General features: G+C 66.2%; 27 protein-coding genes. 13 read left to right on the forward strand and 14 right to left on the reverse strand.

Annotation, left to right across the window (positions count from 1 at the left end):
* Nucleotides 1–25: 25 nt before the first annotated feature.
* The gene (locus AC1DVS_RS06195; protein WP_478022091.1) at nt 26–2,242 is read left to right on the forward strand and encodes a ComEC/Rec2 family competence protein; all 2,217 of its coding nucleotides are present in this window, start codon (nt 26–28) and stop codon (nt 2,240–2,242) included.
* Nucleotides 2,239–2,871: a 2OG-Fe(II) oxygenase gene (locus AC1DVS_RS06200; protein WP_478021306.1), complete on the forward strand. Its 633-nt coding sequence runs from the start codon at nt 2,239–2,241 to the stop codon at nt 2,869–2,871. The genes AC1DVS_RS06195 and AC1DVS_RS06200 overlap by 4 nt, the downstream gene beginning before the upstream one ends.
* Here AC1DVS_RS06200 and lexA read toward each other — a convergent pair.
* The 3 genes from lexA to AC1DVS_RS06215 form a co-directional block, all read right to left on the reverse strand.
* Entirely contained in the window at nt 2,865–3,545 is a 681-nt protein-coding gene (gene lexA / locus AC1DVS_RS06205; RefSeq protein WP_478021308.1) for a transcriptional repressor LexA, read from the reverse strand. The genes AC1DVS_RS06200 and lexA overlap by 7 nt on opposite strands.
* Nucleotides 3,546–3,614: 69 nt before the next feature.
* Nucleotides 3,615–4,814 carry a molybdopterin molybdotransferase MoeA gene (locus tag AC1DVS_RS06210; protein ID WP_478021310.1) on the reverse strand — a complete coding sequence of 400 codons (1,200 nt, stop codon included), beginning with the start codon at nt 4,812–4,814 and terminating at the stop codon, nt 3,615–3,617.
* Nucleotides 4,815–4,866: 52 nt separating this feature from the next.
* Nucleotides 4,867–5,547 (reverse strand): 2OG-Fe(II) oxygenase, encoded by a 681-nt coding sequence (locus tag AC1DVS_RS06215; RefSeq protein ID WP_478021311.1) that lies wholly within the window; start codon nt 5,545–5,547, stop codon nt 4,867–4,869.
* 177 nt (nt 5,548–5,724) lie between these two features.
* Between AC1DVS_RS06215 and AC1DVS_RS06220 the strand changes: the two genes are divergently transcribed.
* Entirely contained in the window at nt 5,725–7,272 is a 1,548-nt protein-coding gene (locus tag AC1DVS_RS06220) for a TolB family protein (protein ID WP_478021312.1), read from the forward strand.
* Here AC1DVS_RS06220 and moaC read toward each other — a convergent pair.
* The 5 genes from moaC to AC1DVS_RS06245 form a co-directional block, all read right to left on the reverse strand.
* The gene (gene moaC / locus AC1DVS_RS06225) at nt 7,238–7,738 is read right to left on the reverse strand and encodes a cyclic pyranopterin monophosphate synthase MoaC (protein WP_478021314.1); all 501 of its coding nucleotides are present in this window, start codon (nt 7,736–7,738) and stop codon (nt 7,238–7,240) included. The two genes, AC1DVS_RS06220 and moaC, sit on opposite strands and share 35 nt — an antisense overlap.
* On the reverse strand, nt 7,735–8,520 hold the full coding sequence (trpC, locus tag AC1DVS_RS06230) for an indole-3-glycerol phosphate synthase TrpC (RefSeq protein WP_478021315.1): 786 nt from the start codon (nt 8,518–8,520) through the stop codon (nt 7,735–7,737). Before trpC ends, moaC begins: the two co-directional genes overlap by 4 nt.
* On the reverse strand, nt 8,517–9,512 hold the full coding sequence (gene trpD / locus AC1DVS_RS06235; protein WP_478022093.1) for an anthranilate phosphoribosyltransferase: 996 nt from the start codon (nt 9,510–9,512) through the stop codon (nt 8,517–8,519). The genes trpC and trpD overlap by 4 nt, the downstream gene beginning before the upstream one ends.
* A 118-nt stretch (nt 9,513–9,630) precedes the next feature.
* Complete coding sequence (locus AC1DVS_RS06240; protein ID WP_478021317.1) at nt 9,631–10,215, reverse strand: anthranilate synthase component II; 585 nt, start codon at nt 10,213–10,215, stop codon at nt 9,631–9,633.
* Nucleotides 10,216–10,226: 11 nt separating this feature from the next.
* Nucleotides 10,227–10,985, reverse strand: coding sequence for a phosphodiester glycosidase family protein (locus tag AC1DVS_RS06245; RefSeq protein ID WP_478021319.1), 759 nt, complete (start codon nt 10,983–10,985; stop codon nt 10,227–10,229).
* 144 nt (nt 10,986–11,129) lie between these two features.
* On the opposite strand from AC1DVS_RS06245, the gene AC1DVS_RS06250 reads away from it, so the two are divergent.
* On the forward strand, nt 11,130–11,552 hold the full coding sequence (locus AC1DVS_RS06250; protein ID WP_478021321.1) for a hypothetical protein: 423 nt from the start codon (nt 11,130–11,132) through the stop codon (nt 11,550–11,552).
* A gap of 167 nt (nt 11,553–11,719) precedes the next feature.
* Here AC1DVS_RS06250 and trpE read toward each other — a convergent pair whose 3' ends face one another.
* Both trpE and AC1DVS_RS06260 read right to left on the reverse strand, forming a co-directional pair.
* On the reverse strand, nt 11,720–13,255 hold the full coding sequence (trpE, locus tag AC1DVS_RS06255) for an anthranilate synthase component I (RefSeq protein ID WP_478021323.1): 1,536 nt from the start codon (nt 13,253–13,255) through the stop codon (nt 11,720–11,722).
* Entirely contained in the window at nt 13,239–15,206 is a 1,968-nt protein-coding gene (locus AC1DVS_RS06260; RefSeq protein WP_478021325.1) for a peptidylprolyl isomerase, read from the reverse strand. Before AC1DVS_RS06260 ends, trpE begins: the two co-directional genes overlap by 17 nt.
* A gap of 135 nt (nt 15,207–15,341) precedes the next feature.
* Between AC1DVS_RS06260 and tpiA the strand changes: the two genes are divergently transcribed.
* The 3 genes from tpiA to AC1DVS_RS06275 all read left to right on the forward strand — a co-directional run bounded on the left by tpiA (nt 15,342) and on the right by AC1DVS_RS06275 (nt 17,800).
* Nucleotides 15,342–16,091 carry a triose-phosphate isomerase gene (gene tpiA / locus AC1DVS_RS06265; RefSeq protein ID WP_478021327.1) on the forward strand — a complete coding sequence of 250 codons (750 nt, stop codon included), beginning with the start codon at nt 15,342–15,344 and terminating at the stop codon, nt 16,089–16,091.
* A gap of 297 nt (nt 16,092–16,388) precedes the next feature.
* Entirely contained in the window at nt 16,389–17,192 is an 804-nt protein-coding gene (locus AC1DVS_RS06270) for a helix-turn-helix domain-containing protein (RefSeq protein WP_478021329.1), read from the forward strand.
* A 68-nt stretch (nt 17,193–17,260) separates the two neighbouring features.
* Entirely contained in the window at nt 17,261–17,800 is a 540-nt protein-coding gene (locus AC1DVS_RS06275; protein WP_478021331.1) for a hypothetical protein, read from the forward strand.
* On the opposite strand, the gene AC1DVS_RS06280 is transcribed toward AC1DVS_RS06275, so the two are convergent.
* The 4 genes from AC1DVS_RS06280 to AC1DVS_RS06295 form a co-directional block, all read right to left on the reverse strand.
* Nucleotides 17,797–18,426 (reverse strand): class I SAM-dependent methyltransferase, encoded by a 630-nt coding sequence (locus AC1DVS_RS06280; protein ID WP_478021333.1) that lies wholly within the window; start codon nt 18,424–18,426, stop codon nt 17,797–17,799. The genes AC1DVS_RS06275 and AC1DVS_RS06280 overlap by 4 nt on opposite strands.
* 58 nt (nt 18,427–18,484) lie before the next feature.
* A complete protein-coding gene (locus tag AC1DVS_RS06285) occupies nt 18,485–19,309 on the reverse strand; it encodes a sterol desaturase family protein (RefSeq protein WP_478021335.1) in 825 nt (274 codons plus the stop codon).
* Entirely contained in the window at nt 19,306–19,965 is a 660-nt protein-coding gene (locus AC1DVS_RS06290; protein WP_478021336.1) for a class I SAM-dependent methyltransferase, read from the reverse strand. The genes AC1DVS_RS06285 and AC1DVS_RS06290 overlap by 4 nt, the downstream gene beginning before the upstream one ends.
* 195 nt (nt 19,966–20,160) lie before the next feature.
* Entirely contained in the window at nt 20,161–21,219 is a 1,059-nt protein-coding gene (locus AC1DVS_RS06295) for a helix-turn-helix domain-containing protein (protein ID WP_478021338.1), read from the reverse strand.
* Nucleotides 21,220–21,353: 134 nt separating this feature from the next.
* On the opposite strand from AC1DVS_RS06295, the gene AC1DVS_RS06300 reads away from it, so the two are divergent.
* From AC1DVS_RS06300 to AC1DVS_RS06325, 6 genes are all read left to right on the forward strand, one after another.
* Complete coding sequence (locus AC1DVS_RS06300) at nt 21,354–21,674, forward strand: ArsR/SmtB family transcription factor (RefSeq protein WP_478021339.1); 321 nt, start codon at nt 21,354–21,356, stop codon at nt 21,672–21,674.
* On the forward strand, nt 21,671–22,156 hold the full coding sequence (locus AC1DVS_RS06305) for an SRPBCC family protein (protein ID WP_478021341.1): 486 nt from the start codon (nt 21,671–21,673) through the stop codon (nt 22,154–22,156). Before AC1DVS_RS06300 ends, AC1DVS_RS06305 begins: the two co-directional genes overlap by 4 nt.
* A gap of 80 nt (nt 22,157–22,236) precedes the next feature.
* Entirely contained in the window at nt 22,237–22,632 is a 396-nt protein-coding gene (locus tag AC1DVS_RS06310) for an MAPEG family protein (protein WP_478021342.1), read from the forward strand.
* An 83-nt stretch (nt 22,633–22,715) separates the two neighbouring features.
* Entirely contained in the window at nt 22,716–22,841 is a 126-nt protein-coding gene (locus tag AC1DVS_RS06315; protein WP_478021344.1) for a hypothetical protein, read from the forward strand.
* Nucleotides 22,842–23,094: 253 nt separating this feature from the next.
* Nucleotides 23,095–23,619, forward strand: a complete 525-nt coding sequence (locus tag AC1DVS_RS06320; protein WP_478021346.1) for a helix-turn-helix domain-containing protein — start codon at nt 23,095–23,097, stop codon at nt 23,617–23,619.
* A gap of 104 nt (nt 23,620–23,723) precedes the next feature.
* On the forward strand, nt 23,724–24,440 hold the full coding sequence (locus AC1DVS_RS06325) for a VC0807 family protein (protein ID WP_478021348.1): 717 nt from the start codon (nt 23,724–23,726) through the stop codon (nt 24,438–24,440).
* Nucleotides 24,441–24,585 lie beyond the last annotated feature (145 nt).

A 24,585-nucleotide genomic window follows, 5' to 3' on the forward strand; every position in this document is an offset into this window, starting at 1 on the left:
TAGCACGCGACCTACGCTGCTCCAAATGGCGGCTGGCGGGTGGATTCACAATGGCAAGACGGCTCTCGAGCGGTGGCTCGAGGCCGAGCGCGACCAGCTTCCCCTGTGGATACCGGTGATGTTGGGCGCCGGCATCATCGCCTGGTTCCTGACGCCCGATCCGACCTGGTGGAAAGCGACGTTGCTGGTGCTTGCCGGTGTTGCGCTGCTCGCATTCGCGATCGGCCGGGGTGGCCGGGCCGGGCGTGTCGTCGCGGTGGCGGCGTTGCTGGCGGCGGCGGGGCTGGCGCTGATCTGGTGGCGGGCGGAGAATGCCAGCGCGGCGATCCTGAAGCGGCCTGCGATCGTGACATTCGAGGCGCGGGTCGAGCGAATCGACCCGTTGCCGGCGCGTGATCTCGTGCGGTTGAGGCTGACGCCAGTGCGGGTGATCGCGACGCCGGACCCGCCGAGCCAGGCGCGGCGTGGCGGTGGGCGCCGTGATAATCGCGGATTCGCGCGGAAGCCGCAGGAGACCGTCACGCTGCCGCCGCATATCCGCGTGAACCTCGCCGTGGGGGACGTGCCCAAGGGCCTGTCGCGGGGTGCAACGATCCAGCTCGGCGCGCGCCTGATGCCGCCACCCGAGCCGGCGGTGCCGGGCGCTTATGATTATGGCCGGGTGGCGTGGTTCGACGGGATTGGCGCGACCGGACGTGGTTTCGGCCCGGTAACGATCACAGCACCCGGCATATCGAGCGGGAGCGGGCTGCGAGAAAGGCTGTCGCAGCATATCCAGGCAAGTGCGCCCGGCGGCGCGGGCGCGATTGCCGCCGCGCTGGCGACCGGCGATCAGGGCGCGATCCCGCAGGCCGACAATGATGCGATGCGGCGCTCGGGCCTGGCGCATCTGCTGTCGGTGAGTGGGCTGCATATCACCGCCGTGGTCGGTGCGGTGATGTTCCTGGTGTTGCGCCTGCTTGCGCTCAGCCCCTGGCTGGCGCTGCGGTTCAGGCTGCCGTTGATCGCGGCGGGCGCGGGGGCGCTGGCGGCGATCGGCTATACGCTGCTGACCGGCGCCGAGGTGCCGACCATCCGGTCTTGCGTGGCGGCGCTGCTGGTGCTGGTGGCGCTGGCAATGGGGCGCGAAGCCCTGACGCTGCGGTTGGTCGCGACCGGGGCGTTTATCGTCCTGCTGCTCTATCCAGAGTCCCTGGCGGGGCCGAGCTTCCAGCTGTCTTTCGCTGCGGTGGCTGCGATCATAGCTCTGCACGAGCATCCGCGGATCAAAGCGTGGTTTGCGCCGCGCGAGGAACGGCGGCTGCGCAAGATCGGGCGCGATCTGACCTCGCTGCTGCTGACCGGCATCGTCGTCGAACTGGCGCTGATCCCAATCTCCCTGTTCCATTTCCACAAGGCGGGCGTTTATGGGTCGGTCGCCAATATCATAGCGATCCCGCTGACGACCTTCGTGACGATGCCGCTCGAGGCGCTTGCCTTGCTGTTCGACCTGATAGGCCTGGGCGCGCCCTTCTGGTGGCTGACCGCGCGGTCGCTCGATCTGTTGCTGTGGATCGCACACACCACCGCCAGCATACCCGGCTCGGTTGCAGCGCTGCCGGCGATGCCTGGGGCAGCCTACGGCCTGATGGTGATCGGCGGCCTGTGGATCGCCTTATGGCGTACGAAGTGGCGCCGGCTGGGCGCAGTGCCGCTTGCGATGGGCGCGATATGGGCGCTGCTTACGCCCGCACCCGATCTGCTGGTGACCGGCGATGGCAGGCATCTCGCGATCCGGACGCCGAGCGGCGGGCTGGCGCTGCTCCGCGACCGGATCGGTGACTATACGGCTGACATGCTGGCGGAGAATAGCGGTGTCGATGACGACCCCTTGCTGCTTTCCGATCAGCCCTATGCGCGGTGCAGCCGGGATCTGTGCCTCATACAACGGCAGGCGGGCGGGCGAGACTGGCGCATCCTTGCGACGCGCAGCGCCTATCTGGTGCCGGTGGCCGAACTGATCGCTGCATGCGGCACGGCTGATATCGTTGTCAGCGAACGCCGCTTGCCTATGACCTGCCGCCCGCGCTGGCTGAAGCTCGACCGCCCGACCCTGGCGCAGACGGGTGGCGTTGCCGTGTCCCTGTCGAACGGGCGCGTGGTGACGGTCAGGCAGGCGGGCGATGCGCACCCCTGGCTGATGCCTACTCCGCCGATAGCCCCGTTGCGCACGTATCGCCGACACGCGATAAACGGGCCGTGAACGCCCTTTCGAGCCTCGACCAGCCTTCTCCACACATGCAATGGCGGGACTTCCTGCCAGTCGAGGAGCATCAGGCGATCCTGGACTGGGCGCTGGCCAATCAGGCCAGCTTCGCGCCATCACGTGTCGGGCGCGGCGAGCTCAGGGCGGACTTCCGGAGCTCGGCCACGGCAATGGCGCCCCATTATCCCTGGAAGGATAGGTTCCGGCACCGAGTGCGCGACGCGGTGCCCGAACTGGCGCGGGGGCTTGGTTTAGCGGCGTTCGAGGTGGCGCACATCCAGCTTTCGCTGATCGCCTATAATGATGGCGACTTCTACCGCGAGCATACCGACACTGAATCCCGTCGCAATCGCGCGGATATCGAGCCTGCCGGTGACCGTGTGCTGAGTGCGGTCTATTATTTCCACCGCGAGCCCAAAGCCTATTCGGGTGGCGCACTGCGGCTCCACCCGTTCAATCCCGCGAGCGACCGCTTCGAGGATGTTCAGCCCGAGCAGAACAGCCTGACCGCATTCGCGTCCTTCGCGCGCCACGAAGTACGTCCGGTCATCTGCCCGTCACGCAACTTCGAGGATTCGCGCTTCGCGATCAATTGCTGGGTGCGGCGGGCGCGGGCGGCTCAATAGCGCCGAAGCAACCCCGCCAGCTTGCCCTGCACGCGCACCTGATCCGGCGCATAACGCTGCGGATCATAAGCGCGGTTGGCGGGATCGAGCCGGATCATCGCACCTTCGCGGCGGAAATATTTGAGCGTCGCCTCACTGTCCTCGATCAGCGCCACGACGATCTCGCCGTCGCGGGCGACATCGGTGCGGCGGATCAGCGCATAATCGCCATCGAGGATGCCGGCTTCGACCATCGAATCCCCGGATACTTCGAGCGCATAATGTTCGCCGCCGCCGAGCAGCGCCGCAGGTACCGCGAGCATCGAGTGGCCTTCGAACGCCTCGATCGGCACACCGGCCGCGATCCGGCCGTGCAGCGGGATTTCGATCACGTCATTGGCGGGCTCCGGAAGCTTGCGGACATTGCCGGGAGTGGGGCTGGCCGGCGTCGCGGCAGCCGCCTTGCGCGCGGTCTCCGGCCGTTCCGGCATGCGCAGCACTTCAAGCGCGCGGGCGCGGTTCGGCAGGCGGCGGATAAACTTGCGCTCCTCGAGCGCGCTGATCAGGCGGTGGACGCCCGACTTCGATTTGAGATCGAGGGCTTCCTTCATCTCCTCGAACGAGGGCGACACGCCGGTTTCGGCGAGGCGATCATTGATGAAGCAGATCAGCTCGTGCTGCTTGCGCGTTAGCATCCCATTTCTCCGTCGGAACAGACTGGGAACGTTTACGCAATGTTCCAACCGCCTGTCAAGCGCCCCCTGTCAGACGATGCTGAGGATTTCCACCGAGTCGCCCGGTACGGCCGCTGGCGCATGGGGTCTGCGCACGATCAGGCTGTCGGCGCGGGCCAGGGTGCGGAGCATCGAACTGTCTTGCAACCCCAGGGAAAAGACGCGGCCGTCCCGCGTTTCGGCGCGAAGATAGTCTTCGCGGTGGTCGTTCGCCGGCAGGTCTTCGCCGAGGATCGCGGCAATGGTGCGAGGCAGCGGATCGGCTGCGCCGGACATCGCCGCGATCAGCGGGCGGACGAACAGGAATGCGGTGACGAAGGCAGAGACCGGATTGCCGGGCAGGCCGAGCACGACCGCCTTGCCGAGCCGGCCGGCCATCATCGGCTTGCCGGGGCGGAGTGCAATCCGCCAGAAATCGAGGCTGCCGCCTGCTGCCTCGAGCCCGGGACGGACAAGATCGTGATCGCCGACCGATGCGCCGCCGGTGGTGACGAGGATATCCGCATCGACCCGGGCAAAGGCGTCCGCGATGACGTCCAGCTGGTCGGGCAGGATGCCGAGATTGAGGATGTCGACGGGCAGATCGGTCAGCATCGCGGCGAGCATGGCGCCGTTGGATTCCGGGAGTACGGAGTCGCTGAGTGCGGTGCCGGGGGCGACGAGCTCGTCGCCAGTCGCGACGATGGCGACGCGCAGGCGGCGATGAACCGGGAGTGCGCCGTGTCCGCCGGTTGCCGCCACGGCGATCCGCGCGGGCGTGAGCCGATCGCCCTTTGCGATGAGCAGGTCGCCAGTCGAGAAGTCGAGGCCCTTGCGGCGGATGTTCCGGCCGAGGTTCTTCGGCCCTTCGCCGGCGAGCGTTATCTGGTCGCCGTCGCGCGCTGCCTCTTCCTGGACGAGCACGGTATCGGCGCCGGCGGGCATCGCCGCACCGGTGAAGATGCGCACGGTTTCGCCGGTGCCGACGGTGCCAGGGAACGCGCGCCCGGCGGCGCTCTCACCGATCAGGGTGAGCGGGCCGGGCAGATCAGCGAAGCGGATGGCATATCCATCCATCGCCGAGAGATCGGCGGCGGGCTGGGTGCGGAGCGCGCGGATGTCGTCGGCCGCCCAGCGGCCGGCGGCGTCGCGAATGGGGATCGTCTCGGTGTCGATCGGCGGTGCGAGCGCGAACAGGCGTGTCCGGGCTTCGGTGACGGCGAGGAGAGGCGAGGAGGTTTTCGGAGGCATTGCGACGCCCTAGCGCCTCGGATTGCGGGAGACCATCGCGGCGAGATGCACGTCAGGGCCGCCCGGTGCCGTCCAGGAACCAGCCGGTATAGGTCCTCCTGGGACCGCCGGCGGTGACCGGCCATACGCGGTGTTCGAGCTGATCGGAGACTTCGAAGATCAGCGCCGAACCAAGCTCGGTGTGCCGATGCCGGGCCAGCAACTCTCCGCTTTGCTTGGCGCGCAGTTCGAACAGGCCGCCGTCATAGGAATGCTCGCTGAGGTTGATCGTGATCGCCAGACGCCGCGACGGGTCCTCAGGCAGATCGTCGTGCCAGTTCAGCGAAGGGGGATCTTGAGGCTGGATCTGCATCACGCGGCCGAAGGTGCCGTGCAGGGGGCAGCAGCCGGTCACCTGATTGAGCCACTCGAACAGGTTTTGCCGTTTCAGCGCGAGCGTGAGTGCGCCGCCGGCAATACCGGGCACCTCCCGCTCGCGTTGCGCGACGTCGGTTTCAGTATCCCTGACGAAGCTCGCCTTGCCGCAGAGGCGCAGCAGAGTCTGCAGAAACGCAGGCTCGAGGAGGCCCGACAACGCAACCGCGCGGTGTCGCGTAAAGCTCTCCAGGGCTTCCGACGGATCGCCCGCGATGTCGGTGTGCTGCGCGCCGACCACTACCGGCGACTGGATCGAAGCCAGGCGCGGGGGCTGGCGGATGCCATCGTCGACAATCGGCTGGGAAAGGAGTGGCATCGTTATAATCCCGTCTTCCCGGTTCCTATCTCTTATCGTGGGGCGGCGCCACAAGAGTTGGTCCGGCTTTCCTTCTCGTATCGGCGGCCTTGCCGCTCGCCTTGCGTGGGCGTTAGCGGTACCATTCACGCAAAGGAACCGGACGGCGCCGCCGATCCGCGACACGCTGGAGGGGTTATGAAAGCGAACCGCATCATTGCCATAAGCACGCTGCTGGGACTGGCGCTGGGTGGCGCCGCGGACGCGCGAAAGGCGGGTCCGAAGCTCGGCGTTTTCGAGCAGCAAGCCGATATCGGCGCGACTGCGCTGCCGGGCGCGGTATCGTTCGATCCGGCGACCAAGACCTATCGCGTGACGGGCGGCGGCGCCAATATCTGGGCGGAGAAAGATGCGTTCCACTTCGTCTGGACACGGCGTTCGGGTGATCTCCATGTCGCTGCCGATATCGATTGGATCGGCCGTGGTGGCGATCCGCACCGCAAGGCGGGGATGATGATCCGCCAGAATTTGACCCCGGGATCCCCCTTTGCCGATGTGATGATCCACGGCAATGGCGCAGCCGCGCTGCAGTATCGCGAAGTTCAGGATGGGCCGACGCGGGAGATTTCGTCGAACATCAAGGCGCCGCACGGCATCAGACTCGAGCGTGAGGGCGAGTATGTCTATTTCTCGGTGACGGGCGCGGACGGCAAGCTGCACCATGCGGGCGGCAATTTCCGGATCGCGTTGCCGGGCCCGTCCTATGTCGGCCTTGCTGTCTCGGCGCACGACAACAAGGTGAAGGAGACGGCTGTTTTCAGCAACGTGGCACTGTCAGTGCCGGTGCTCGCTGTCGTGCCCGACACGGGCTATCCGGCGAAGGTCGAGAGCACGCTCGAGGTGATGCCGGTCGGCGTCGACGATGTGTACAGGCGCGTGGTGCGGCATTTCGACGGGAAGATCGAGGCGCCGAACTGGACGCGGGACGGCAGTTCGCTGGTCTACAACAGCGGCGGGCTGATCTACCGGATCCCGGTGGGTGGCGGTGAGCCGGCCGTCATCGACACCGGGCCCAATCGCAAGAACAACAACGATCATGGGATCTCGCCCGACGGATCGCAGCTGATCATCTCCGACCAGTCAGAGGCGGACAATCTCTCGCGCATCTACCTGCTGCCGCTCGCCGGCTCGAGCGCGCCTCGGCTGATGATCAGCCATGCTGATGCGCGCTCCTACTGGCATGGCTGGTCGCCGGACGGGAAGACGATCGCCTATGTGTTCGTGCGCTCCGAGACCAACGACTATGATGTCTATGCCCAGGATCTGGCGGGCGGGCCGGAGCGGCCGCTGATCAAGGGGCCTGGGGTCGATGACGGGCCTGAATATACGCCCGATGGGCGCTTCCTCTATTTCAACTCGACCCGGACCGGGGCGATGCAGATCTGGCGGGCGCATGCTGACGGCAGCGACCCGGAGCAGGTGACGAGGGACGCGAACTACCGCGACTGGTTCCCGCATATCTCACCTGACGAGAAGTGGATTGCGTACGTGTCGTTCGGGCTCGATGTCGATTTGGGCGACCATCCGCCGAACCGCGACGTGATGCTGAAGATCATGCCGGCCGACGGCAGCGCGCCGCCGCGGGTGCTGACGCGGCTGTTCGGCGGGCAGGGGACGATGAACGTCCCGTCCTGGTCGCCGGACAGCAAGTTCATCGCGTTTGTGAGCTATCGGCTGGTTCGCTGACCGCCTTCCAGTCGCCCGACTTGCCGCCGGTCTTGGTGAGCAGGCGGATGCCGGTGATCGTCATGGCTTTGTCGATCGCCTTGGCCATGTCGTAGATCGTCAGCAGCGTGACCGAGACAGCGGTGAGGGCTTCCATCTCGACGCCGGTCTTCGCATCGGTGGCGGCGGTGGCGGTGGCCGTTACGCCGGCGTCGTCCACCGCAAGATCGATCGCGATACGGGTCAGGGGCAGGGGATGGCAGAGCGGGATGAGCTCGGCGGTCTTCTTCGCCGCCATGATGCCGGCGACGCGGGCGACGGCGAGGACATCGCCTTTCAGGGCTGTGCCGGTGCGGATCGCGGTGGCGGCTTCGGGCGACATGGTGATGCGGCCGGTGGCGACCGCTTCGCGGGCGGTCGTCGCCTTGGCCGAGACATCGACCATGTGCGCGGCACCGGCCTCGTCGAGATGGGTGAGGCCGCTCATCCCACCAGCGCCCGGGTTGCCGCCTCGAGATCGGGCTGGCGCATCAGCGCTTCGCCGATCAGGAAACAATGTATGCCGTGTTCGGCCATGCGGTCGAGATCGGCGCGGATGGTGAGGCCGCTTTCGGCGACGAAGGTGCAGTCCTTCGGAGCCTTGTCGACGAGGCGGTAGCTGTTCTCGAAATCGACGGTGAAATCGCGCAGGTTGCGGTTGTTGACGCCGATCAGACGCGATTTGAGCTTCATCGCGCGCTCGAGTTCCTTCGCGTCATGGACTTCGACCAGCACATCCATCTCGCATTCGATGGCGCTCGCTTCGATCTCGGCGAGGAGGCCATCGTCGAGCGCGGCCATGATCAGCAGGATCGCGTCGGCGCCGATCGCGCGGGATTCGGGGACCTGCCAGGGATCGACCATGAAATCCTTGCGCAGCACCGGCAAATCGCAGGCATTGCGGGCGGCGGTGAGATAGGAGTCGGCGCCCTGGAACCAGGGTTCGTCCGTCAGCACTGACAGGCACGCTGCACCGCCGGCCTGATAGGCGCGGGCGTGTGCGGGCGGGTCGAAATCGGCGCGGATCAGGCCCTTGGAGGGGCTTGCCTTCTTGATCTCGGCGATGAGCGCGTGGCCGGTCGCGGCACGGGCGTCGAGCGCGGCGCGAAAGCCCCGCGGCGGGCTCTGGCGATCGGCGGCGGCGTCGAGATCGGCGAGCGGCATCGTCGCCTTGCGGGCGGCGACCTCGGCGCGCTTGGTTTCGAGGATACGGTCGAGAATGTCAGTCATGGATATGCGATCCAGCGGTTCAGCAGCGCGTTCGCGGCACCCGAATCGAGCGCTTCGGCAGCGATGGCGACACCTTCAGGGAGGTCAGTTGCGCGGGCGGCGACCATCAGCGCGGCCGCTGCGTTGAGCAGCACCGCGTCGCGATAGGCGCCGTGCTCACCAGTGAGCAGGCGGCGGAGGGCGGCGGCATTATATTCGGGATCGCCGCCGCGGATGGCCGCGATGGCGTGGCGCGGGAGGCCGGCATCCTCGGGAGCGATACGCGGTGGCATCGACAGGGTGCCGACGCTGATTGCGATGGTCGGGCCGGCCCCCGAGACTTCGTCCAGGCCTTCCTCGCCCGAGACGACCAGCGCTGCCTCGGTGCCGAGCTGTTCGAGCGCCTCGGCATAGGGGGCTGCGTAATCGGGGCGGGCGATGCCGATCAGCTGGCGGGTCACGCGCGCCGGATTGGCGAGCGGGCCCATCAGGTTGAAAATGGTGCGGCGGCCGATCTTGCGGCGGATCGGGGTGATGCGCTTCATCGCCGGGTGATGGTTGCCGGCGAACAGGAAGGCGATGCCGATATCGCGCAGGCTCGCCTCGGCGTTGAGCCCGGCGCGCTCCATGTCGAGCCCGAGCGCCTCGAGCGTGTCGGCGGCCCCTGCCTTGGAGGAGGCGGCGCGGTTGCCGTGTTTCGCGACCGGGACGCCGCAAGCCGCGACGACGATCGAGACAGCGGTGGAGACGTTGAGGGTGTGGTGGCCGTCGCCGCCGGTGCCGCAGACATCGATCGCGCCATGGGGTGCGTCGATGGGGATGAGGCGGGCGCGGAGTGCACGAGCCGCTTCCGCGATCTCGATGCTGGTCTCGCCGCGATCGGCGAGCGCGATGAGGAACTCGGCGATCGCTTCTTCCGAGGTCTTCGCGTCGAGGATGTCGGCGAAGGCCTGCGCCGCGCTTTCGTGGGAGAGCGGAGTCGAGGGATCGGGAAGGAGGGTGAGAGTCGTCACGCCACCACCGTCATGCCGGACTTGTTCCGGCATCCACGGTTCCGCAGGAGCCGGACCGTCTGCGTGCGCGGAACAGTGGACCCCGGAACACGTCCGGGGTGACGGAGCTCTGTGGAAATCACGCCAGCGCCTTTACGTCGATCCCGGCGAGCCTGACGAAATTGGCCAGCAGCGCATGGCCGTGTTCGGTCGCTATGCTCTCCGGGTGGAACTGGACGCCGTGGATCGGGAGCGTCTTGTGGCGGAAGCCCATCACCGAGCCATCGTCGGCGGTGGCGTTGACGATCAGGTCTGCCGGAATGTCCTCGACGATCAGCGAATGATAGCGAGTCGCGGTGAAGGGCGAGGGCAGGCCTTCGAACAGGCCGGTGCCGTCATGGGTGACTGGTGAGGTCTTGCCGTGCATCAGACCGCCACGAACGACATGGCCGCCGAAATGCTGGCCGATCGCCTGATGGCCGAGGCACACGCCGAGCAGCGGCTTCTCGGCATCGGCACAGGCGGCGACGAGATCGAGGCTGATGCCTGCCTCATTCGGCGTGCAGGGCCCGGGCGAGATCAGGAAGCCCTGCGCATTGCTCGCGATCGCGTCGCGGGCGGTGAGGGTGTCGTTGCGCACCACTTTCACTTCGGCACCGAGCTCCATCAGATAATGGACCAGGTTCCAGGTGAAGCTGTCGTAATTGTCGATGACGAGGATCATGGGCGAGGCCGCTACCGCTTTTGCAGCACGACCACAATCGGGCCGATCTTTGCGCCTGCATCCATGCGTCCCGCGACAGGATCCCACAGGCGGGAAATCGAGCCGTCGAAATAGAGCGCGTCAGCGCAACCGAGCTTGCGGAACAGCCTTGAGAAGCGGCCGAACGAGACCGGCACGTCGCTGATCGCGAAGAGCGCGTGGCGGTTGGCGGCAATGCCGACGCCGTTGCGGATGTTGAGCGAGACGCCGTTCGCGTCGAAGCCCGGATTGATCGCGCCCTTCACGACCAGCATCGGGCCTGACTGGGTGGCGAAGTCCGGGAACGGCGCGGTGCGGGCGGCGAAGGCGGCGGTAGTGGCGATGTGCCAGCCTTTCGCATCGCCGAAGAAGACGCCATTCGGTGGGGGCGTGTAGAAATTGCCGCGGCCAGTGCGGCGGTTGAGCGCGACCTGGCGCTTGCCGTTTTCGACATAGAGGCCGATCGGCTCGCCGGTGACGCCGTACATGCCGGCGTTCATCGCAAAGGCTATGCGTTTCGCGTCCTTGCCGAGCCGGGCGGGGAGGGCGGTGAAGTCGCGCATTGGCACGCCGGCCGGGTTGCGATTGGTGAGGAGGATGCTGTGCCTGGCCGGATCGGCGTCACACACAGTGAAGGGCGTGTCCTCGAAGCGGACGGTGCGGCAGGCCGAGGCAGGCGCGGGCGGTTGCGCGCCGCAGCTCGCCGACAATGAGGCGAGGAGGATGCAGGCGAGCGGGAAGAGCGGTCTCACCGGCAATGTCCTGTTTGTGAGGCGATTTCGGGTTGGGCCATAGCGAGCGGGCGCTTTCATGCCTAGATTGGGACAGACTGATGCTTCATTCAGGGTGGAGCAATCCCCGGCAGTCGACGTTGGTGCCTGCACAGGAGACCCTTCATGCTTCGTATCCTCGCCATTGCCGCCCTGCTGTCTTTGCCCGCGGTGGCGAGTGCCCAGACGGCGCCCGACGCCAAACAGGCAGAATCGGGCAAGCCGCCCGCGCGGATCCGCAATGTGACGATCAACCCCAATGAACCATGCCCTGCCTCGACCAACGACGAGATCGTGGTGTGCTCGACCCTCACTGAACCCTATCGTATCCCCAAGGCACTGCGGAACCCGCCCAGGACCGACGCCGCGAGCCAGAGCTGGGTCAACCGCGCCGCCACGATGGATGAAGTCGGGCGCCGCGCGGGCGGCTTGCCGGACACCTGCTCGCCGGTCGGCTCGGGCGGGCAGACCGGGTGCACCGCGATGATGCTCCAGCAATATGCCGCCGAGAAGGCCGAGAAGAAGCGTCAGGACAGCGCCGTTCCCTGATTTGAAATAAGCCCCTCCCCTTCAGGGGAGGGGTTGGGGTGGGGGCGTGCGTCTGCGCGCTCAAAAAGACTCGTCGCTCCAAGATCGAAGCGTCGATCGGGGCATCGAACCCCGCCCGTCGCTGCCCCACCCCCAACCCCTCCCCTGAAGGGGAGGGGCTTAGTTGGCTACTGCCCGAATCCGGCATCGCTTGCCCGCGCCACGGCTTCGCGGGCGGCGGCGAGGAGGGCGCCGGCCTTGGCTTCGCACTCGCGCTGCTCATAGGCCGGCTCGCTGTCGGCGACGATGCCGGCGCCGGCCTGGACGTGCATGACGCCGTCTTTCACCACAGCGGTGCGCAGCACGATGCAGCTGTCCATCGAGCCATCGGGCGAGAAATAGCCGACTGCACCGGCATAGGCGCCGCGTACCTCGGGCTCGAGCTCGGCGATCACCTGGCAGGCGCGGACCTTGGGCGCGCCGCTGACGGTGCCGGCGGGGAAGCCGGCGAACATCGCATCGAGCGCGTCATGCTCGGGCGCCAGCCGGCCGACGACGTTCGAGACGATGTGCATGACATGGCTGTAGAATTCAGTCGTGTAGCTCGCGGTGACGCGGACGCTGCCGGCCTCGGCGACGCGGCCGACATCGTTGCGGCCGAGATCGAGCAGCATGAGATGCTCGGCGCGCTCCTTGGGATCGGCGAGCAGGCTCTCGCGATTGGCTTCGTCCTCGGCCGCCGTCTTGCCGCGCGGACGGGTGCCGGCGATCGGACGGATCGTGACTTCGCCATGCCGCACGCGGACCAGGATCTCTGGGCTCGACCCGGTGATGGCGAAGCCGGGCAGATCGAGATGATAGAGGAAGGGCGAGGGGTTGATGCGACGGAGGGCGCGGTAGAGCTCGAAGGCGGGCAACTTGAAGGGCGCGGTGAAGCGCTGGGCGAGCACGACCTGGAAGATGTCTCCGGCGTAGATATACTCCTTGGCCCGCGCGATCATCGCTGCGTAGCGGCCCGCGGGGAGCGCCGGGGTGAAGGCGATATCCGCCAGGTCCACCGCGCGCACGGGCGGCGGGAGCGCTGCGCTGGCGAGGCGCGCGGCGACTGCGTCGATGCGGTCCTGCGCTTCGGCGGCGATCGCTTCAGGGCGGCGTGACGCATCGGGCCAGACGGGCGCGACGAGGAACAGCGCGTCAGCGAGGCGATCGAAGATCAGCACCACGGTCGGGCGCACGAACATCATGTCGGGCAGACCGAGCGGATCGCTGTCGGGGCGGTTCAGCCGCTCGACGAGGCCGACCGTCTCATAGCCGAAATAGCCGACCAGACAGGCGAGCGCCGGGGGCAGATCGGCGGGCACGTCCATGCGGCAGCCGGCCGCGAGATCGCGGAGCGCCTGAAGCGCCGGCACCGCGCAGGGTTCGAAGGCGGTACGATCCGTCAGCCAGTGGCGGTTGATCTCGGCCTGCGAACCTTGCGCACGGAAGACGAGATCGGGCGCGAGGCCGATCATGCTGTGCCGGCCGCGCGTCTCACCGCCCTCGACCGATTCGAGCAGATAGTCGCCGCGGCCGGGCTCGATCAGCTTCAGCGCGGCGGCGACCGGCGTTTCCGTGTCGGCGATCTGGCGGCGCCAGACCAGGGCCGGGCGACCCGCGGTGAGCGCGGTGATCGCAGCCTCGACGGGAGTCCCGGTGCTTTCCGCGTTAATTGGAACCGCCATGGCCGGTCAGCGCCGCCTTGACATCAGCGAGCGCCTTGGGGTTCTTCTTCACGCCGAGCTGTTTGCGCACCGCTTCGCTGAACTGCTGCGCATATTCGCGGGCCGTTATCTGGCCGAGTTCGCTGCGCGCCTGTTCGAGCAGAACCGGGTTGCCCCTGGCGTCGCCGGGCACAATGTGATCGAGATAGAGGATGTACCAGCCGGCCTTGCCGGGCGCTTCGAGCATCTTGGCGGTTTTCGCCTTCATGCTGAACATCAGCATCAGCGGCCCGCGCGCGGGGTTGTTCTCCGGTATCGAATTGGCCTGGCCGCGCGCCGTATCCGGAACCGGCTTGACCGCCGGGAGCTGGAGCTTGGTCTCGGCGAGCGACTGGGCGATCGGCATGCCCTTGTTGATACGTGCTACGACGTCGATCGCGGACTGACGCGAGGCGCGCTGGGCGCGGTCGATGATGAAATCATGCGCGACGCCTTCGCGGATCTGGGCGAGGGGGCGTGCCGCAGCGGGGATGACCTTGGCGAGCTTCACGATGGCGAAGCTGCCGTCGGGGCCCATCGGTGCGATCTGCGGATCATCCTCCGCTTCCTGGCCGAAGCCGGCGGCGACCGCCTGGGCGAAGGCGGGGTCTGCCTTGGAGGCGGGATCGTCGGGGTTGGTGCCGTTCTTGAGCAAAGGCGGCGACACGGCGGCGGTGAGCTTGTTGTCGCGGATCAGCTCATCGAAGGTCGCGTGATGCGCGATCGCATCGTCGATCTTGTCATGCAGATCGGTGATGACCAGCTGGGTTTTCTCAGTGGTCAAAGTCGTGACCAGCTCGGGCCGCGCCTGTTCGAGCGACTTGCCGGGGATCTGCTGGATCCCATCCACCCGCACCACGACATAGCCAAGGCCGGTACGGATCGGGCCGACGACGGTGCCCTTGGGCGCGCTGAACGCCGCATTGGCGATCTCGGGCGAGCTTTGTTTGACATAGGCCGCCTTCTCGACTGCCTGAAGCGCATTGGCCTCCAGGCCGGCGGCGCGGGCTGCGTCAGCAATCGGCGTGCCGGCTTTCACCTTGGCGGCGAGCGCGGCGGCGGCGGCCTGATCGGCCACGACGACCTGGACCAGATCGCGCCGCTCGGTCGGGGCGAACAGCGCTTTGGCCTTCTGATAGGCCTGTGCGATCTCGGCCTCAGTCGGCGTCGTCAGTGCCTTCAGCATATCAGGCGTGACGAGCGCATAGCGGACCGAGCGGCGCTCCGGCACGGTGTAGCGCGTGAGGTTGCGCTTGTAGAAGGTGGCGAGCTCCGCATCGGTGGGCGGCGCGCCCTGGCCCATTGCCGGTGTCGGGATGAAGCCGAGCTGGCCGCCGCGCTTTTCGAGCTCGAGCGAGGCATAGGGCAGGGCAATGCCGGTCGGGACCTGATAGGCGCCGAAATTCGGCATCGCGGGGTTGCCGACGATCGGCAGGATGAGGTGCTGGCTGAGGGTCGACCGCGCCACCTGATCATGAAGCTGGCGGTCGCTCACATGGCCTTGCGCCAGCGCCTGATCGTAGAGGGTCTGGCTGAACTTGCCGTCCAGGCCCTTGAAATCGGGCGCGCTCGCGATGCGACCATCGACCAGCTGCTTCGACGCGACCATGCCCTGCAGCTCGGCGAACTGAGCGAGCGCGGTCTGGGTGATAATCCCATCGAGCGTGTTGTCGACGCCGCCGCCGTTGACGAACTGGACGATGTCGACCGTGGGCTGCTCCTGGCGCATATTCTGGAGCGCGATATCGGTGCGGCGGCGCAGCTCGGCGACCGGGACGTCTTCCTTGCCGACGGTCGCAACCGAATCGACGGAAATGCCGCCGCCCGTGAAATTGCCGCCGATGCCGAAGGAGATGGCGATCAGGATCAGCACGCCCATCGTCACGATGACGCCGACCTTCGAGAACGTGATGCGACGGATAAAGGTGAGCATGGGCGGAACGGGCCGATCTGATGGAGGCTTGAACGAAAAGGTGAGCGCCACGCTTTAAGGGGAGCGGTGCGCTCCTTCAAGCTTGTGCGATCGCGCCGCCGCGCTATCGGCTGACGCACAAGAGGGAGAAGGCTTTTGGCGAGACGCAGGCTGGTTGCTGGCAACTGGAAGATGAATGGCGATCTGGCGGCGCTGGCCGAGCTGGACGCAATCGCGGCGGCGGCCGCGGCGGCCCCTGAGCTTGACGTTGCGATAGCGGTGCCGGCGACGCTGATCATGGCGGCGGCGGCGCGCGTGCCCGCGCTCTCGATCGGCGCCGAGGATGTGCACCCGGCGGAGAAGGGCGCGCATACCGGCTGTGTTTCGGCCGGGATGGTGCGCGATGTCGGCGGGCGCTTCTCGATCGTCGGGCATAGCGAGCGGCGTGCCGATTGCCATGAGACCGACAACGAAGTCCGCGCCAAGGCCGAGGCGTTGCACGCCGGCGGGCTGAGCGCGATCCTGTGCGTCGGCGAGACCCTGGCCGAGCGCGATGCGGGGCATGCCGAACTGGTGGTGACGAGCCAGCTCGCCGCCTCGCTGCCCGAGGGCGCCGCGGCCGGATGGCTGTCGATCGCCTATGAGCCGGTCTGGGCGATCGGGACGGGGCGGACGCCGACCGTGGCTGATGTCGCGGCGATGCACGGCGCGATCCGCGGGCAGTTGCGGGCGCTGATGGGCAATGAGGCCGAGCTGATCCGAATCCTCTATGGCGGATCGGTGACGGGTGAGAATGCGGCCGAGCTGCTTGGCGCGGGCGATGTCGACGGGGCGCTGGTGGGTGGCGCCAGCCTGACCGCCGCGAAGTTCGTGCCGATCATCGAGGCGGCCGTCGCGCTGGGGTGACGGTTATTGAGGGTTGTTGCACCTGTCGCCAAAATGCCCGAGCGCCGTCCGCCCGGGACGGTAGGACGGTTTGGCTGGCATGGCTCTTCCCCCGCGCCGGGGGCGACGCGGCGATTTAGCTAAAGCAAGTGCTGCAGGCGGACAATCACGCGCCGGACCACCACCGACCGCTTGATCGGCAGATTCGCGTGTACAGGCGCGCAGATTACACCAGCTTTCGCAGAGCGCCATGGGACGCCGACGTGCTTGCATCAAACGAGTTTTGCCGATCACAGCGCGATATGAAATAGTCGATGCATGTCGCCGACCTTCGCGGACCACTCGCCCTCACCGGCGCTCGGGCAGCTCGTCCGGTCGATCTGGAGTCTCGGCTACCGGGCCGGAGACAGTTTGCCCGGCCTTATCACCCCCGATGGGCGCGTCGAGTTCGTCTTCCAGACCGGCGAGCCATGCGCACTCGCGACCGCTTCGGACAGCCTGATCCCTACGCCCCGCGCAATGATATTCGGGCTGCGCCATGGGACGCTGCGCATGGTCCCGACCGGCGACAATCTGATGGTCGCCTTCCGCGTCACCCCGGCGGTGGCGTCGGTCATTCTGGGCGGTGGTCTCGTTGACTGCTGGGATCGACCAGTCGCGCTGTCTGACCTGATCGGCGCCGACGCAGATCGACTGCTCGACCGGCTCGCCAATGCGCCGCGCGAGGCCTTCGGGGCCATCCTCGAGCACTGGCTGCTGTCGCGCCTGGTTGATTGGGATGCGGCCGACGCCCGCCATTTCGCCTTGCAGCACTCGCTGTTCTCGGCGTTCGCAGCCGAGCCGGTTTCGGCGGCGGCCGAAGCGTTCGGCGTCACCAGCCGTACGCTCAGGCGGCATTGCGAGCGCTATGCCGGCCTCTCGCCCAAGCAGCTGATGATGTCCGGCCGCATGTTGCGCGCCTGCGGCATGCTTCGGTGCGAACCCGCGATGCCGATCGTCGAGATTGCCGGCCGGCTCGGCTTCAACGACCAGTCCGCGTTCACCAACGCCTTCCGCCACTATTTCGAGACGACGCCCGTACGGCTGCGGGCCGAGCCACTGGTCTTTTGCGAGCCGCACTGATCGGCTGTCCGCTTTTTGCAAGACCGCAGCGGCTTCGCAAACTAACCTGTCCTTCGATCGGAGGACCTATGAAGCTACTGACGCTCACCATCTCGCTATTGGTCGCCATCGCCGCACCCGCGCTCGCGCAGGAGGCGAAGCCGGACCCGCTGGCATCGGTGGCATTGCTGACGGGTAACTGGGCCGGGGTGGGCGAAGGAGAGCCCGGAACGTCGGCCGCCACGCGGCACGGTGAACGCGCGCATCAGGACCATTTCATCCGCATCGAAGGACGATCCGTCTATCCCAGACAGGAGAAGAACAAGTCGGGAGAAGTGCATACCCAGACCGATTGGTGGAGCTACGACCGCGCCCGCAAGCTGCTGGTGCTGCGTCAGTTCGATAATCTCGGTTTCGTCTCGACCTATGTGCAGGATCGTGAGGCAAGCCGGCCGGGGCACATCGTGATGGTGTCCGAGAATCTGGAGAACGTGCCGCCGGGCTGGAAGGCGCGTTACGCCTACGATTTTCTCGGCGATGACGAATATCAGGAGCGCTTCGAACTCGACGCCGGCAAGGGACTGGAAACCTACACGTTCAACCGTTTTTTACGCGCCAGGACGCCTTAGCCGCGCCAGAACAGATGATAGCGGAACGCCTGCTCGGCGCCCCATGGCGTCCGGTGCAGCTCGTCGCGCGCTTCGATCAGCCTGAATTCGTAGCCAAGCAGCTGCGCGAGACTATCGGCATCGTGCTGGACGATCTCGAGGCCGCTGCATTTGAGTGGGCCGCCCGGTGCGAACCCTGCGATAATCGCCCAGCCGCAGGGTTTGAGTGCGGCCCGGAGCGTGTCGAAATAAGCCTCCTGGCCGTCGCGCGAGGTCAGGAAGTGGAGAACGGCGCGATCGTGCCATAGATCGACCGGCGCGCCCGGTCGCCAGCGCTTGACGTCCGATGCAATCCATTCGACACGCTCAGCATCGCCGCCAAGCCGCGCGCGCGAATGCCGCAATGCTTCGTCGGAGATGTCGAGAACCGCGAGAGAGCCATGGCCCGAAGCCAGCAGATGATCGACAAGCGTCGAGGCGCCTCCGCCCACGTCGATGATTGCGGCCTCTTTTGGAAGGCCTGCTGCCTCGATCAGGTCGAGCGAAACGGCGGGCCGGTCCTGGAACCAGCTGACTTCGCCGGGCGCCTTGGCGCCGTAGACAGTTTGCCAATGCGCGTGACGTTCGTCTTCGATCGTGTCGGTCATCTGTCCCTCGCTCCATCTCATGTTGGGGATCGCCCGCCGTCTGCGCAACGGTGCCTGCTCAGGATCCGCGGATTGCCGGGACCGGCCCAGGTTTGCGAGCCGCGCGCGAGCGCTCGACGATTTCGGCGACGCGCGCCTGATAATCGGGATGCTCGGTACCCATCCAGCGGTCCCACCAGCTGAAATAGAGCGCGTAGTTGTAGCGCCCGCTCTGGTGGTGCAGGTCGTGGTGTGTGGTGGTGTTGAGCCATCCCCACAGCCGCGAACGCCGTCCCGAGACCGGCGACAGCTCGACGCCGGCATGGCCGATCACGTTGCGCACGATTTGCCAGGTGACGAAGATGAACACCGCCCAGTCGTGCATCGGCACGAGCGCGATCCAGAGCGGCACGAACCCGACGATCACGACCGCCTCGGGAATGTCGAAGGCGTAGGCGGTCCAGGGCGTCGGCGTCCTCGACTTGTGATGCGTCCGGTGGAACAGCCGGAACAGCCGCGGATGGTGCATCGCGCGGTGCGTCCAATAGAAATAGGCGTCGTGCGCGACGATCATCAGTGCGAGCGTCGCGGCGAAATAGACGCGGCCGGCGATCGCAAAGTCGTCGTAGACGGTGATCCAGCCAGCCTTGATAGCGAGGTACAGCCCGAAGCCGGTCAACGAGAAGATCATCACGGTGCGCAGCGAGGCGCCGATCTCGCGCCGATAGTCGCTCGCGCCGGCGAAGCGGGTCTGGATCTTGCGGCTGCGCAACCCGAAACGCCAGAATACCGTGATGATCAGGCTGACGAGCCCGGCGGTGGCAAGATAGCGTCCGCCTTCGATCGAAACGATCTTCGGAAGAATCGTGGTCGCGTCGCGAAACAGGGTGTCGAGCCAGGTCATGCGCTTGCTCCGGTGGATTCGGGTTGAGAGCGTTTCACGGCCACGAGGAGGACCGGCGCCGAATGCTGCTCGGCTGAGATATCGCCCGGCAGATCGACGACGAAGCCGGCCCTCTCGAGTGCGGCGACCATCTCGTCCAGCGCCGGAAAGCGGTAGACGTCGGCAGGGAAAGTCCGCACGGCCGCCTTGTTCGCATCGGTGCTGAACACCAGCGCGAGCTGCGCGCCGGGCTTCAGGACGCGCGCGATCTCGCGCAGCGCGGCGTCGAGATTGGTCCAGAAATAGACGACATGGACGCACATCGCCTTGTCGAACGCCGCGTCCGGAAAGGGCAGCGCGTCAGCGGTTGCGATCCTGACCTCTACGCGTCGCGCGCGGACCAGCCCTTTGTTTCGTTGGACGGCGATCTCGGCCATCAGCTCGGACGGGTCCACTCCGACAACGCGGCCTTTGCGAGCGAGCGCCGCCAGCGCGGTCAAGCTGCGTCCATGGCCGCAACCGATATCGAGAACGCAATCGCGCTCGTTGACCTCGATGGCCTCGATCGCGCGCCGGTTCTTGTCCCAGGTCTCGCGCGCCATGATGGCCGCGACGATCCGCCCAACCACGCCTTTCGCGTTGCGTGCCTGCTCGGCAATGAAGCGAGGCCTGCGCATGGTTAGCGCCTGCCCGAAAGCTGGCCGATCCGGATCGGCGGATGAGATTTGACAGGCGGCACACGATGCTCCGACACGCCGGAATGGCGCCGGCCGGTGACTTGGCAGGTCGCGTCGGGGCAGTCTCGCCGTGTTCGAAATCAGGCTAGCCGAAATCGAACCGCGGTTCGCCGAATCCGAAAAGAATAGGCAGGATCAATCTCTTGCGGTTGCGTTTGTCCCCAGCGTCTCGGTCCGGAACTCGCTCGGAGTCCTTCCTGTTTCGGCACGGAACGCCCGGTTGAACGGGCCGAGTGACTGGAATCCGGCGTCGAGCGCGATCGTTGAGATCGGCACTTCGCGTTGCGCCGGATCGGCGAGCGCTTCCATTGCCTCGGCGAGTCGCCATTGGTTGATAAAAGCATTGAAGTTGCGATGGCCGAGCTGCCGATTGATTAGCCGACGCAGGCGATATTCGGGCATCCGCAGCCTGACCGCCAGCACCGCAATGGTAAGTCCCGGCTCGCGCGACAGCCGCTCCTCGCGCATCAGCCGGTCGAGCATGGTTGCGGCGCGTGCGTCCTCCTCGGCGAGATCGGCTGGTTCGTCGGGCACTTCATCGACTGGCGCTCCGCGGCTCGGACCGAATAGTGCCGGATCGGCGCGCAGGAAAGCGAGCATTCCAGCCATGCTCATCGCGAAGAGGAGCGCAGCCGCGATCGGCGAGAATCCCCGCGCCGATCGCCACAGGATCTCGCCGGACTCTACGATCGTGACGGCGAACGCGTAGGCGGCACCGGCAGCAAGCACCGGTCCGCGCAGTCGCCGGCGCGGCTCTACCAGGTCGCTTTTCCACCCCGCCGCGATGACGAACAACACATGCGCCATCAGGAGCGCGCCGATGAGATTGTGCACTAGCCAGAAAGCCTTGGCGACATCTCCCGTTGTAAACCTTGCGCCGACGCCGAGCATCAGCAGCGCGGCAGCGGGCAGGAGCCGTGGAAGCTCGAGGCGCGCACGATCCTCGAACAGTTCAGTAGCAAACAGCCAGAACAATCCCGCGGCCATCACCGAGAATGACCAGACCGGGACCCAGGCTATTCCGAGCGCGGGCCGGATTTCCGGCAGCTGCGTCAGCGTGTGCGCGGCGGCGGCGAGGCAAAACAGGACACCGGCCAAGCGCGCTCGCGCAAATCCGCCGCGTCCGATCGCGAGCGCTAGGCCGAGGAAACCGCCCATCGCGCCGCCGCGTAGCAAGAGTTCGAGAATCGGCACCATCGACCGTTAGCACGGCTGTTGCGGGCTGTAGAACGGGGCTTCGTCGATCGCTTCCGCGCGGAGGCTCGGAGAGCTGCCGGGGCGCTGGGGTTTGACTCCGTGATACGCGTAAGGCAATACTTACGCGTTCTATGGCGACTCAAGCAACCAATCGTTGGGCGGCACTGGCGGACCCGACCCGGCGGACGATCTTCGAGCGGCTGGTCGAGCGTCCGCGCGCGGTCCGCGATCTGGCCGGTCAGATGCCGGTCAGCCGTCCGGCGGTTTCGCAGCATCTGAAGGTGCTGAAGGATGCTGGCCTGGTCATCGACATACGGTCGGGCAAGCAGCGCATCTATCAGGTCGACCATGCGGGACTGGCAGCGTTCCGGGCCGATCTTGACAGCTACTGGAACAAGACGCTCGCCGCCTACAAGACGGTCGTCGAGCAGCAAGACGAGGAGATCCGATGAATATCCAGGCTATGGGCTCGGTGGTGCAGACATCGATTGTCGTCGAGGCGCCGATCGCGCGCGCGTTCAAAGTCTTCACCGAGGACTTCGGCAGCTTCAAGCCCGCCGAGCACAATATGCTCGGCGTCGAGATCGCCGAGACCGTGTTCGAGGTCAAGGTCGGCGGCTTCCTCTATGACCGAGGCACCGACGGGAGCGTCTGCCGCTGGGCGCAGGTGCTCGCCTATGATCCGCCCAACAGCGTGGTGCTGAGCTGGAACATCAGCCCGCAATGGCAGCTCGAGGAAGACAAGCAGAAGACCAGCGAATGGGAAGTACGGTTCATTGCCGAAACCCCGGGCCGCACCCGCGTCGAGATCGAGCACCGCAACCTCGAGCGTCATGGCGAGGGCTGGGAGAGCGTCCGCGACGGCGTGGCCGGAGGTCAGGGTTGGCCGCTCTACCTGCAGCGCTACGCCGACCGGATGGCCAGGGACGACTGACGACGGCGGTCACCTCTGCAAAATACTGACGATAGTGCGCCTGGACGCCAGTCCGGGCGCACTGCAACCTGGGAGGAACCATGCACACCTATAGCTATGTGTCGCTCGTCACGCTGTTGACGGCACTGGTCTATTTCTGGATGGCCACGCAGGTTGCTCGGACCCGCAAAAAGGTCGGCATATTGGCACCGACGATGTCTGGCGATCCGTTGCTCGAGCGTACGATCCGGGCGCATACCAACACGCTCGAATGGATGCCGATCTTCCTGCCGTCGCTGTGGCTGTTCGCGATCTACTGGAGCGAGCCGGTCGCTGCTGGCATCGGGCTCATCTGGATCGTCGGGCGCATTGTCTATTTCTTCGGCTATCGCTCGGCCCCCTCGAAGCGCTTCCCCGGCTTCTTCATTCAGGCCCTCGCGGTCACCGTCCTGCTCCTCGGCGCGCTCGGACGGATCCTGTATCTGCTGGCGACATGAATTCTCGCGACACGGGCGATCAGTTACAGTGAAAGGTGCGAAAGCCCCTTAATGCAAACGAGCATGATGATAACGCGAGAGGAATGAGCGCTGCGCGTGTCAAAGGCTGCGGCAAGCATTATATTGAATATAAATACTTTATATTCAATGTCTTAAGTGAAAAATTCCTGCGCCGCGCCGCCGCCGGAAAAGTGTCAGCACCCGCATGACATTCCCAACAGCCACCCGCGATTCAAACCGCGCGTCACACTCCCTCTCCACCACCCCATCCAACAGCCCACCCCCCGGATAGGCATGACATAATTCACCCGCCCCACGCGCCCATTTCTACCCATTCCCCCTCGTAAAACCCCACACCCCGCACCGCATCCGCCCCCGAATTATGTCACAACCAACCCACCACAGCCCGCGCGCGCCGGCACGTTGATTCAACCCCACCGCACCCCGCGCTACCCAGTCCTCATGACCGCAGGACGCCCCACCACCTATCGCCCCGAATATGCCGAGCAGGCGCGCAAGCTGTGCCGTAACGGCGCAACCGATCGCGAGATCGCCGATATCCTCAGCGTCTGTGTGCGCACCTTCTATCGGTGGCGCGCCGAATATGACGCATTCGCCGAGGCGCTCACCGCCGGCAAGGAATTCGCCGACGACCGCGTCGAGCGCGCGCTTTACGAGCGCGCCTGCGGATATGAATATTCCGATGTGAAGATCTTCCATCCCAGCGGCGCGAAGGAGCCGGTCATCGTGCCGGTGACGGTCCATGTCCCCGCCGATGTCGGCGCGGCCAGGCAATGGCTCGCCACGCGCCGGCCGCCTGCGCCTCCCAAACCCCCGGAGGATCCAGGCATCGCCGAGCAGTTCCGCAGGGCGCAGGAACGCTACGACAGGATCATGGCCGAAAAAGCAGCCGAAGAGGCGATCCGCTTCGAAGAACGCGTCGCCGCCGGGATCGCCGAAGCGCTCGCCAGGCACGAGTTGCGGTGACACCCGGTGTCGAGATTGGGGGCGCTGTCGTCGCTCCGGCGCACGAGCTTGTGACTTCCACTCACCGCCCTATCCTGCCGCACGAACCAACAGGGAGCCGACAGGTGGACGCGAAACCGGGGCTGATCGCCCGCATCACCGGCATGGTCCGAAAGAACGGCGCCTATATTTTCCTCGAGGCGCTGGTCAATTTCATCCTGCCGTTCGTGATCTACACTTATGCCGAGGCGCCGCTGGGCGATGTCCGGGCGTTGCTCGTCTCGTCGGCGCCGCCGATCCTGTGGAGCCTCATTGAGTTCGCGCGGCACCGGCGGGTCGATGCGCTGTCCGTGCTGGTGGTGGGCGGCATCGTATTGTCGTTGCTGGCGATGCTCGGCGGGGGCGGGGCGCAGTTCCTTCAGCTTCGCGAGAAGCTCGTCACCGGGGTGATCGGACTGGCATTTGTCGGCTCGGCGCTGATCGGCAAGCCGCTGATCTATGAGCTTGCGCGGGCGAGCATGCGGCGCAAGTCCGAAGGCGAGGCGCAGCAGTTCGAGATGCTCCAGGCCCGTGCCGGCTTTCGCCGGACAATGACGTTGATGACGGTCGTGTGGGGCCTGGGCCTGCTTGTCGATGTCGCGATATCGGTGGTGCTGGTCTTCACCCTGAGCATCCGGGCGTATCTGATCGTCAATCCGATCCTCGGCTATGGCATCTTGGGCGGGCTGAGCCTGTGGTCCTTTCTCTACGGCCAGCGGGCCAGGCGGCGTGGCGAGGCGCGCCGGGCTGCGGAGGCGGCTGCGCTTGCGGGTGGGGCGGATTCCGGGGGTGGCGGGGGATGATTGCCCGCTTGCGTGACAGAAGAGCCTCGCGCACTTTGCCGATTCTATAGGGGGAGCAGCCGCTTATGCCGGGCCGATGGATTTTCTCGATAACTCTGGCTCTTCTCGCAATGGGGGCGAATGCTGCGCCGCCTGCGCGCGATCC

Source organism: Sphingomonas sp. P3_C5 (assembly GCF_056402635.1).